This window comes from Allosphingosinicella sp. (genome assembly GCF_036403745.1).
In the GTDB taxonomy this organism is placed as follows: Bacteria; Pseudomonadota; Alphaproteobacteria; order Sphingomonadales; family Sphingomonadaceae; genus Allosphingosinicella.
In genome coordinates this window covers 44,107-53,910 of sequence record NZ_DASWQI010000077.1, presented here as the reverse complement: position 1 = coordinate 53,910, position 9,804 = coordinate 44,107, and the positions used below count along the sequence as shown (strand labels likewise).

Below are 9,804 nucleotides of genomic sequence, written 5' to 3'. Positions count from 1 at the left end.
CCACGTCCCCCCCCCCCCGCCCGAGAAGATCCGCTTGCGCGCCTAGGCTCCGCACGCGCCGCCGGCCGCCCCACACCGAGCGGGCGCGGCGGGCAGGCGCTACCGCCGTCGTTGCTCCCGCTCTAGCCGTGACCGCTCCCGCGGCTCCGAACCCAGCTTGACTCAAAACTCTACATAGGTTGTCTAGGGCCATGCGCCCCAATCGCCGACCTTCGCGGCAGATGCTTCTTCTTCTGGCGGCGCTGGCTGCTCGGCCGCAGCAGTGGCGCCATGGCTATGACCTGATGAAGGAGACGGGCCTGGCCTCGGGGACGCTCTACCCGCTGCTGATCCGCATCACCGAGCAAGGGCTCATAGAAGCGGAATGGCAGGAGCCGGCGCAGATCGGCCGGCCGGCGCGGCACGCCTACCGGCTCACCGCGGCAGGCCTCGCCCTGGCGCGTGAGGAGGCCAATCCCCCCCTCCGTCCGTCCACCAAGGTGGCGCTCGCGTGACGCTCCGCCTCGCCCGTGCCTCGATGGCAATGGCGAGGGCCTGTCTGGGCGATAGCCGACGCGAATGGTCGGATGCCATGGAAGCCGAGTTTGCAATCGCCGCCAAGGACGGAAAGGCCCTGGGCTTTGCGATCGGCTGCCTGGCAGCCGCCTGGTGGGAAGTCCCGCGGTGCCGGGAAGGGCGCCTCGGGCTGGCAAGCTATGCGCTGGCCTTCGGGCTTCTGATCCCCGTAGCAGCCTCGCAGCTGGCGTGCGCGATGGGCTTCCCGAACGCATCTCACGGGCCGGACGTGATTCACGCCATCCTGGCCGACACCGCCGGCCAGAGTCCCTACGCGGCCCATGCGCGCCTCGGCGCCGTCCCGGCCTTGTCGCTGCTCTGGCTTCTGCTTGGACTGGGCCACCTCCGCCTTGCCTGGCTTCTGCTCGACCGGGACTGGCGGGGCGCGCTCAACGTCGGTGCCCTCATCGCAGCGGCAATGGTGACCCTGTTCCTGTTCATGGAAGTATTGCTCCTCGATGTGACGTCGCTGGTGCTCCAGGGCAGCGTGCTGGCGGTGGAGTTCGGCGCCTGCGCCGCCGCGGCGCGCTACCATTGGACGCTGTTTCCCCGAAGCCGCCACACCAGGGCGCCGCAAGAGCAGTTTGACTTTTAACTCTACATATGTAGATTAAAGCCTGCTCCGCTTCCAGGAAGCTTTGGAGGACCCGCGATGAAAGCTGCCGGTATCCGCTCCCCTTTTGCTGCAATGCTCCTCGTCGCGTGCCTCGCTTCGAACCCGGCAAGCGCGCAGACGCCACCCCCGCAGCCCTCCGCGAATGCGCACCCGGCCAAGCTCAGCAGCGCTCAGCGGAAGGCGGTGATCGAAAAGGCTCTGGTCCAGATTCGGGCGAATTATGTGTTTCCGGAGCGCGAGCCCGCCATCTCGAAGGCGCTCCGCCTGAAGCTGGCCTCGGGCGGATTCGAGGCCTTTGACGACCCGCAGGCCTTCGTCGAGGCGGTGAACGCGGTCATTGGAAGCGAGGTGCACGACAAACACCTCCGGCTGGCCTGGTTGCCGGAGCCGATGCCGCCGCTCGGCCCCGGGCGGGAGCCGGATGCGGCGATGATCGCCCGGCAGCAGACGATGATGCGCCGGCTCAACTACGCCATTCCCCGGGCGGAGGTGCTGGACGGCAATATCGGCTACCTCAAGATGAACCTCATGGCGCGCCCCCAGAATGCCGGCGTAACCCTCGCCGCGGCGATGGCGTTCCTCCAATATACCGACGCCCTGATCTTCGACCTGCGCGACAATGGCGGGGGCGACCCCGACATGGTCGCAATGGTCCTGAGCTACCTCGTGCCGCCAAACACCGAGATCAACCGCTTCCATCGGCGCGCCGATCCCGTGGATGTGCAAATCTGGTCCCTGCCCTACGTGCCGGGCGGGCGCTGGAGCACCGACAAACCCGTCTATGTGCTGACCAGCGACCGGACCGCGTCCGGTGGAGAGGAGTTCGCGTACGACGTCCAGCAGCTGAAGCGCGGCATCGTGGTCGGGAGCACCACCTGGGGCGGGGCCAACCCCGGAGGTCTCTTCCCGGTGGACGATCATTTCGCGATCTTCGTGCCCACCGGGGCGGCGGTGAACCCGGTTTCCAAGACCAATTGGGAGGGCACGGGCGTCAAGCCGGATGTCGTGGTCGATCCCGCCCTCGCACTGGAGACAGCGCGGCGACTGGCGCTGGAAAAGCTCGTCCTCACCGCCCCCGCCGAGCGCGCCGCGGAATTGAGGAAGCTGCAGCAGGCGCCCCCGACCGCTTCCGCGCCGCCCCATTGAATCGGGAGCGGCGGCATGGGGATATTCGGCTGGGTGCTGATCTTGTACGTCGCGCTCAAGATCTGCCATTTGGCCTTCGCACCGCGGCCCACGTCACGCGGTGCTGACACGTCGATATTGACGCGATTGCGCGCGGGCGAGCCGATGCTGGCCATCGGCGTCTTCGGGTGTTCCGCCGCTCTGCTCCTCTATTCGAGCTGGTGGACCCATCGCTTTGCCGAGGAATGGTACAGCTATTCCTCCGACTGCTACGCAAAGGTCGCGGCGGCGCATCGGCTGCCGCCCCGGGCTTCCAAATTCGGCGGCTTTCGAGCTTTCGAGACGGCGGAGGGGAGCCGCCGCTTCGCGCAGAAACACGGCGCGCAGCTTGGAATCCCGATCGCAGCAATCGACCGCAAGCTCGACCGCGACCGGATCGGCTTTGAGCTTCATTATGAGAAGGTCTCCGCTGCGGGCGATCGAGCCGCCATCGCTGCGGCATTCGCCGATCTGGACCGATGTTCGAAGGGGGTTGGCGCGCCCCATGGCGACATCCTGAGGCCGTAGCTTAGCCAATGTCCGCTATCGGTGGAAAGCGGACCTTTGGCGGCGGCGCATCTGCGCAATGGCGAGGTAGGGGCCATCGGCGTAGTGGCAGTAGCCGAAGACCATCACCGCCGCCTGCCTGATCGTCTCGCACATGCCGGGCACACCGACAGCGGTATAGCGCTGCGACGAACGCGGCGCCGATGAAAGCAGCTCTTCCGTGCCGTAGATCCCGACGCGCGACCCCTTCAACGCCGCGTCGCCCTCCGCGTACCGCTCGCGGGGTGGAAAGATGAACAACGCGCGCTGCTGCCAGTAACCGTCGACGGCCACGCACTTGCCGCCCCATTTCTTCGGCTCCCTCAGCAAGTCCGGCAGCGCCACCCTGGTCGCGACGGCGAGGTTGCAGTGTTCCGGGCGCGTCCAGATGGTGCTGATGATGTACGTCTGCTCCTCTGCGGCCGGCGCGGATGGTGCCGATTGTTGCGGCGGCGCGAGCGCTGCCGCGAGTAGCCAGGCGGGGGAGCCAATCATGGCTCAGCTATCTGCCTGATCGGCAATGTCGGCAATGGGTCGGATCCTGACACGTATCCCCGCATTGCTTCGCCCCGTCCTACCCCGCATGACAGCGCATGCGCCTCGCCCTCTACCAGCCGGACCAGGCCGGCAATGTCGGCACCATCCTTCGCCTCGCCGCCTGCCTCGGCGTTGCGGTGGATGTGATCGAGCCATGCGGGTTTGCGTTTTCGGATCGGGCGCTGAAGCGGGCGGGGATGGATTATGCGGAGATCGCGGCCGTGACGCGGCACAGCGGATGGGCCGCGTTCGAGACGGCGCTGGCGGGGCGGCTGGTGCTGTTCACCACCGCCGGAGCCGTGCGGCTGCCGGAGGCGCGGTTCGAGGCCGGCGACACCTTGCTGTTCGGTTCGGAGAGCCGCGGGGCGCCTGAGGAGGTCCATGCGCGGGCCGACCTGCGGGTGCGCATTCCGCAGGCGGCGGGCACCCGCTCGCTCAATCTCGCGGTGTCGGCGGGGATCGGGCTGGCCGAGGCGCTGCGGCAGTCCGGCTGCTTTCCCGCCTGAGCCGCCGCCCTGCCCGCGCTTGCGCGGGGCCGCCGCTCCGGCGAAGGTGCCGGCGATGCACGCGGGAGAGCCGGCTTGAACCAGAACGTGGACGCCGGCGCGGAGGTGGACCCCCGCTCCCTTCTGGGCGATTTCGAGACCGATCTGTGGCTCCCGAAGCTGCGCGAAGGCGCCTGTGCAGGCTGGTCGCTGAGCCTCGCCCCCGCCCACGCCGCGCGCGGCTATTGGGGGCGCCTCTACGCGATTACCGGCATGCCGCTGCTGATCGGGCCGTTCGAGGAGGACGCCGCGGCGTGGATGTCGATCGTGCCGATGGAGGTGGAGAGCCAGGAGATCGGCATCGCCTCGGCGCGCGGCCATACCGCGGTGCTGGGGCTCGGCATGGGCTGGTGCGCCGCCAACGTCGCCCTGCGCGACGACGTGGAGCGCGTCACGATCGTCGAGCGGGACCCGGACATCGTCGCTTTGGTCGAGACGCTCGAGGTGTTCGAGCAGCTGCCGGAGGCGGCGCGAGCGAAGATCGAGATTGTCGCCGACGATGCGCTCGCCTGGCGACCGGATGCGCAAGTCGACAGCCTCCAGATCGACATCTGGGCGCCCTTGGTCGCGCCGGACCGCTGGGACGCGGTGCGGCGCATTGAGGACAATGTCGGCGCCGCCTCGCTCTATTTCTGGGGCCAGGAACTGGAGCTCTGGCGCCTCGCCTGCCGCGCCCGCGGCGCCGTGCCCGACGCGCTTGAGGAGGGGGAGCTTGCCGAGCTTGCGGCCGGCACGGGGCTTCCGCTCGTCCTCCATCCCGGTACAGATTACGAGGCCCGCGTCGCCGAGGCCGCGCGCTGGTGGACCCCGCGCGAAGACCGGTGGTGGTCGCACTGACCGCAGGCGCTGTTGCAAAGTGCGGCGCGGGGCGGCATCCGCGCCTGCATGATCGAACTCGACGACCAGCAGCAGCGCGCCCGCGACTGGTTCGAGTCGCTGCGCGGCCGGATCTGCGCTGCGTTCGAGGCCCTCGAGAGGGACGCGGGCTCGGACGCCGCCTTCGACTACACGCCGTGGCAGCGCGAAGATCCGGACGGCGCGCCGGGCGGCGGCGGCGTGCGCGGCGTGATGAAGGGCCGGGTGTTCGAGAAAGTGGGGGTCAACGTCTCCACCGTCGGGGGGCGTTTCTCCCCCGAATTCGCCAAGACCATCCACGGCGCGGGCGAGGATCCGAGCTTCTTCGCGACCGGCATCAGCCTCGTCGCCCACATGGCCAACCCGCACGTGCCGGCGGTGCACATGAACACCCGCTTCCTCGTCACCACCAAGCGCTGGTTCGGCGGCGGCGCGGATCTGAACCCGCCCATTCCCTACGAGGAGGATACCGCCGAGTTCCACGCCCGGCTCCGGGCCGCCTGCGCCGCCCACGACCAGACCTTCTACGAGAAGTTCAAAAAGTGGGCGGACGATTATTTCTACATCCCCCACCGCGGCGTGTACCGCGGCGTCGGCGGCATCTTCTACGACCATTTGGAAGGACCGTTCGAGGCGAGCTTCGCCTTCACCCGCGAGGTCGGCGAGGCGCTGCTCGACGTCTACCCGCGGCTGGTGCGGCGGCGGATGGAGACGCCCTTCGACGAGGCCGACAAGGCGCGGCAGCTCGAATGGCGGGGGCGCTATGCCGAGTTTAACCTGCTCTACGACCGCGGCACCCTGTTCGGTCTGAGGACCGGCGGCAATGTCGACGCGATCCTGATGAGCCTGCCGCCGATGGCCGCGTGGAGCTAAGCCACCCGGCTTAACCTGGGATGGTTGACACGCGCTGGTGGGGGTCGCATCGGCCCCGGACATGCGACGTGCTGCAGGGGTCGGGAGTCGGGTGAGGCGGGCGGCGGCCATCGCCGGCCTGGCGATGTCGGCGTCGGGATGCGCGGGCGGGGTGCTCGATCCGGCCGGGCCGGTCGGCGCGGACGATGCCCACATCCTCCTCGACGCCCTGCTCATCATGCTGGCGATCGTCATCCCGACCATCCTGTTGGCCTTCTGGATGGCCTGGCGGTACCGGGCGTCGAACACCAAGGCGGAATATCTGCCCAATTGGTCCTATTCCGGGCGGATCGAGGCGGTGGTGTGGTCGATCCCCATCCTCACCATCATGTTCATCGGCGGGGTGATCTGGATCGGCTCCTATCGGCTGGACCCGTTCCGGGCGCTGCCGTCCAAGGCGCCGCCGCTCGAAGTGCAGGTCGTCTCGCTCGATTGGAAATGGCTGTTCATCTACCCGCAGCAGGGGGTGGCGACGGTCAACCAACTGGTCGTGCCGGCGGGCACACCAGTGCATTTCTCGATCACCTCGGGAAGCGTGTTCAACACCTTCTTCGTCCCCCGCCTCGGCTCGATGATCTACGCGATGCCGGGCATGGTCTCGCAGCTGAACCTCCAGGCGGACCGGCCGGCTGTGCTGTACGGCCGCTCGGCCCATTTCAGCGGCGATGGCTTTTCGGACATGGATTTCCAGGTGCACAGCGTGGCGCCGGCGCAGTTCGCCGCCTGGGCGCAGGGGGCGAAGGGCGGGACCGGGCAGATGCTCGACCAGGCCACCTACGCCCAATTGGCGAAGCAGAGCCAGAAGGTGCCGCCAATCACCTTCCGCGGCATCGATCCGCAGCTCTTCCAGGCGATCGCCGCCCAGACGCTGCCGCCGGCGCCCGGCCCTGAGCCGGAGAATCCGTCGCATGCGGGCCGCGAAGTCTCGACCGGGGGAAGGCACTAGATGTTCGGCAAGCTTTCCTGGTCGGCGATCCCGTTCAACCAGCCCATTCCGCTGATCACCTCGCTGATCCTCATCCTCGTCATCACGGGGACGCTGGGCCTCGTCACCTGGAAGGGCTGGTGGACCTATTTGTGGAAGGAATGGATCACCAGCGTCGACCACAAGCGGATCGGCATCATGTACTGCCTCTTGGGCGTCGTGATGCTGGTGCGCGGGTTCGCCGACGCGATCATGATGCGCACGCAGCAGGCCGTCGCGGTCGGCGGGTCCCAGGGCTATCTCGAACCCGAGCATTACAACCAGATCTTTTCGGCCCACGGCACGATCATGATCTTCTTCGCGGCGATGCCGCTGGTCATCGGCTTCATGAATTTCGTGACGCCGCTCCAGCTTGGCGTGCGCGACGTCGCCTTCCCGACGATGAACTCGGTGAGCTTCTGGCTGACCGCCTCGGGCGCCCTTCTCGTCAACCTCTCGCTGTTCCTCGGCGAGTTCGCCCGCACCGGCTGGCTCCCCTACCCGCCCTTGAGCGAAAGCGCCTACTCGCCCGGCGTCGGCGTCGATTATTACCTCTGGGCGGTGCAGATATCCGGCATCGGCACGCTGATGACCGGCATCAACTTCGTCACCACCGTGCTGAAGATGCGCTGCCCCGGCATGAGCTACCTCCGCATGCCGATGTTCTGCTGGACGACCCTCGCCTCCAGCCTCCTCATCGTCGCCGCCTTCCCGGTCCTCACCGCGACCCTCGCGATGCTGAGCCTCGACCGGTTCTTCGGCTGGCACTTCTTCACCGCAGACGCGGGCGGAAACCCGATGATGTTCATGAACCTCATCTGGGCCTGGGGGCATCCGGAGGTCTACATCCTCGTCCTCCCCGCCTTCGGCATCTTCTCCGAAATCTTCTCGACCTTCTCGGGCAAGCCCCTGTTCGGCTACCGCTCGATGGTCGCCGCGACGCTGTTCATCTGCATCGTCTCGATGACGGTGTGGCTCCACCACTTCTTCACCATGGGCTCGGGGCCGGCGGTGAACACCTTCTTCGGCATCTCGACCAGCGTCATCGCGGTCGGCACCGGGGTCAAGATCTACAATTGGATCTTCACCATGTACGGCGGCCGGGTTCGGATGACCGTGCCGATGCTGTGGTCGCTGGGCTTCATCTTCACCTTCGTGATCGGTGGCATGACCGGCGTGCTCCTCGCCGTGCCGCCGGCCGATTTCCTCGTCCACAATTCGATGTTCCTCGTCGCCCATTTCCACAACGTCATCGTCGGCGGGGTGGTTTTCGCCTTGTTTGCGGGCCTCGATTACTGGTTCCCAAAGGCGTTCGGCTTCCGCCTCCACGAAGGGTGGGGCAAGGCAAGCTTCTGGTTCTCCTTCTTCGGCTTCTGGATCACATTCACCCCACTCTACATACTAGGCATCCAGGGCATGACCCGCCGCCTCCAGCATGTGAACATCCCGGAATGGCAGCCGATGCTGGTTCTCTCCGCGATCGGCGTCGGCGTGCTGGCGATCGGCGCGGCCTGCCAGGTGATCATGCTGGTCGTCTCGATCGTCCAGCGTGACAAACTCCGCGACGTTTCCGGCGATCCGTGGGACGGCCGCTCACTCGAATGGGCGACCCCCTCCCCCGCCCCCTTCTTCAACTTCGCGATCATGCCCAACGTCGAGGGCGAGGAAGCCTATTGGGGCATCAAGCTGAAGGCGATCGAGAGCCAGCGCCTGTCGGAAGAGCCGGAATATGAAGCGATCGAGATGCCGGTGAACAGCCCGGTCGGCTTCTTCACCGCCGTCTTCGCCAGCGCGACCGGCTTCGCCCTCATCTGGCAGATATGGTGGCTGGTTGCGGTCGGGCTGATCGGCGCCATTGCCGGTTTCGTCGTCTTCGCCTGGCGCGACGTCCACGAATTCCACGTGCCGGCCGAGGAAGTCGCCCGCGTCGAGCGCGCCCGCCGCGCGTCGCGCGAAGCGCTGCTCGAGCGGATCGCCGCGGAAGGGGCGCCGGCGTGACCGACCATCCGCTTCCCGCCGCCGTCGAAACCCTGCGCCGCGTCCGGGAGGACCCGCACCGCCTCGGCCACCGCGCCCACGGCTCGGAAGGCCCGGTGGAGGGCGCCGGCCACGGCACCACCGGCCCCGCCCGCAAGCGGATCATCGTCGGCTACGGCTTCTGGATCTTCCTCCTCTCCGACATCATCATGTTCTCCTGCTTCTTCGCCGCCTTCGCGGTGCAGCGGGGGGCGACGGCGGGCGGCCCCGGCATGCGCGACCTCGTCGAGATGCCGCGCGTGGCCTGGGAGACCGGCGCCCTGCTCCTGTCGAGCTATACGTGCGGCCTCTCCTTCGCCGCCACCAACGCCCGCAACCTCCTGTGGACGCAGATCTTCCTGCTCATCACCGGGCTGCTCGGCCTGATCTTCGTCGGGCTCGAGCTGCAGGAATTCATCAGCCTCGCCAGCCATGGGATGACGCCCGGCCGCAGCGGCTTCCTCACCGCCTTTTTCGGCCTCGTCGGCCTCCACGGCGTCCACGTCACGCTCGCCGGCATGTGGCTGCTGACGATGATGGCGCAGGTTCAGGTGAAGGGCTTCCGGCCCGAGATCGTCCACCGGCTGATCTGCTTCAATCTCTTCTGGCACGCGCTGGACATCGTCTGGATCGGCATCTTCACCATCGTCTATCTGATGGGCGCCATCGCATGAGCAATTTCGAATTCGACCCCAAGGATTATGCTGGTACCCTCGACCATCGGGAGGACCATGCGCCCGGCGACGAGCCCAGCGAGAGCGCCGGCCATTGGGTCGCCAACGCCAATCTCGGCCTCGGCTTCTCGGTCCTCTTGACCGCCGCCGCCTTCGTGCTGGCGGGCACCCACATCATCTACGGCCCGGCCATCCCGGTCGCCCTCATCGTCCTCGCCATCGCCCAGATGGGCGTACACCTCGTCTTCTTCCTCCACGTCACCACCGGCCCCGACAACACCAACAACGTCCTCGCGCTCGCCTTCGGCATCCTGGTGGTGTTCCTGATCGTCGCCGGCTCGATCTGGATCATGGGGCATTTGAACGAAAACATGATGCCGATGAACCAGCTGATGAAGATGCAGCCTTAGGACAGACGTG

At 67.2% G+C, this 9,804-nt stretch carries 12 protein-coding genes; 11 read left to right on the top strand and 1 reads right to left on the bottom strand.

Annotated elements, in window-relative coordinates; translation table 11 throughout:
- Positions 1–221 precede the first annotated feature (221 nt).
- Genes VGC56_RS15035 through VGC56_RS15020 form a run of 4 tightly spaced genes read left to right on the top strand, consistent with a single transcriptional unit; the run spans position 222 to position 2,863 of the window.
- Positions 222–494, top strand: coding sequence for a PadR family transcriptional regulator (locus tag VGC56_RS15035; RefSeq protein WP_464126175.1), 273 nt, complete (start codon positions 222–224; stop codon positions 492–494).
- Entirely contained in the window at positions 491–1,150 is a 660-nt protein-coding gene (locus VGC56_RS15030) for a hypothetical protein (RefSeq protein ID WP_464126174.1), read from the top strand. Before VGC56_RS15035 ends, VGC56_RS15030 begins: the two co-directional genes overlap by 4 nt.
- 57 nt (positions 1,151–1,207) lie before the next feature.
- A complete protein-coding gene (locus VGC56_RS15025) occupies positions 1,208–2,317 on the top strand; it encodes a S41 family peptidase (RefSeq protein WP_464126173.1) in 1,110 nt (369 codons plus the stop codon).
- Positions 2,318–2,332: 15 nt separating this feature from the next.
- Positions 2,333–2,863 carry a hypothetical protein gene (locus VGC56_RS15020; RefSeq protein ID WP_464126172.1) on the top strand — a complete coding sequence of 177 codons (531 nt, stop codon included), beginning with the start codon at positions 2,333–2,335 and terminating at the stop codon, positions 2,861–2,863.
- Positions 2,864–2,878: 15 nt separating this feature from the next.
- Here the strand turns inward: VGC56_RS15020 and VGC56_RS15015 are convergent, their stop codons facing one another.
- Entirely contained in the window at positions 2,879–3,376 is a 498-nt protein-coding gene (locus tag VGC56_RS15015; RefSeq protein WP_464126171.1) for a hypothetical protein, read from the bottom strand.
- 98 nt (positions 3,377–3,474) lie between these two features.
- Here VGC56_RS15015 and VGC56_RS15010 point away from each other — a divergent pair, with 98 nt between their 5' ends.
- From VGC56_RS15010 to cyoD, 7 genes are all read left to right on the top strand, one after another.
- Positions 3,475–3,924 carry a tRNA (cytidine(34)-2'-O)-methyltransferase gene (locus tag VGC56_RS15010; RefSeq protein ID WP_464126170.1) on the top strand — a complete coding sequence of 150 codons (450 nt, stop codon included), beginning with the start codon at positions 3,475–3,477 and terminating at the stop codon, positions 3,922–3,924.
- A gap of 75 nt (positions 3,925–3,999) precedes the next feature.
- A complete protein-coding gene (locus VGC56_RS15005; protein WP_464126169.1) occupies positions 4,000–4,800 on the top strand; it encodes a hypothetical protein in 801 nt (266 codons plus the stop codon).
- 48 nt (positions 4,801–4,848) lie between these two features.
- Entirely contained in the window at positions 4,849–5,691 is an 843-nt protein-coding gene (hemF, locus tag VGC56_RS15000) for an oxygen-dependent coproporphyrinogen oxidase (protein ID WP_464126168.1), read from the top strand.
- Positions 5,692–5,782: 91 nt separating this feature from the next.
- Positions 5,783–6,676 (top strand): ubiquinol oxidase subunit II, encoded by an 894-nt coding sequence (cyoA, locus tag VGC56_RS14995; protein ID WP_464126166.1) that lies wholly within the window; start codon positions 5,783–5,785, stop codon positions 6,674–6,676.
- Entirely contained in the window at positions 6,677–8,692 is a 2,016-nt protein-coding gene (locus VGC56_RS14990; protein WP_464126164.1) for a cbb3-type cytochrome c oxidase subunit I, read from the top strand. It abuts the gene before it with no gap.
- Positions 8,689–9,384, top strand: a complete 696-nt coding sequence (locus tag VGC56_RS14985; RefSeq protein WP_464126163.1) for a cytochrome c oxidase subunit 3 — start codon at positions 8,689–8,691, stop codon at positions 9,382–9,384. The genes VGC56_RS14990 and VGC56_RS14985 overlap by 4 nt, the downstream gene beginning before the upstream one ends.
- A complete protein-coding gene (gene cyoD, locus VGC56_RS14980; RefSeq protein ID WP_464126162.1) occupies positions 9,381–9,794 on the top strand; it encodes a cytochrome o ubiquinol oxidase subunit IV in 414 nt (137 codons plus the stop codon). The genes VGC56_RS14985 and cyoD overlap by 4 nt, the downstream gene beginning before the upstream one ends.
- Positions 9,795–9,804 lie beyond the last annotated feature (10 nt).